The sequence below is a fragment of the Streptomyces sp. AB3(2024) genome (genome assembly GCF_041862025.1).
In the GTDB taxonomy this organism is placed as follows: domain Bacteria; phylum Actinomycetota; class Actinomycetes; order Streptomycetales; family Streptomycetaceae; genus Streptomyces.
In genome coordinates, this window is record NZ_JBGWAB010000439.1 from 1 (window position 1) to 223 (window position 223).

Below are 223 nucleotides of genomic sequence, written 5' to 3' on the forward strand. Positions count from 1 at the left end.
CCTCGTCGCCCTGCACTGGGCCGTCCAGGCCCTGCGCAACGGCGAGTGCTCGATCGCCCTGGCCGGTGGTGTGACCGTCATGTCCTCGCCGGGTGCGTACATCGACTTCAGTCGCCAGCGTGGTCTGGCCGCGGACGGCCGGATCAAGGCCTTCGCGGCCGGTGCGGACGGTACGGGCTGGGGTGAGGGTGTCGGCATGCTGCTCGTGGAGCGGCTGTCGGAT

At 70.9% G+C, this 223-nt stretch carries 1 protein-coding gene; it reads left to right on the plus strand.

The features are described from left to right. A partial coding sequence (locus tag ACEPPI_RS41140) for a beta-ketoacyl synthase N-terminal-like domain-containing protein (RefSeq protein ID WP_373920331.1) occupies positions 1-223 on the plus strand: 223 nt, incomplete at both ends.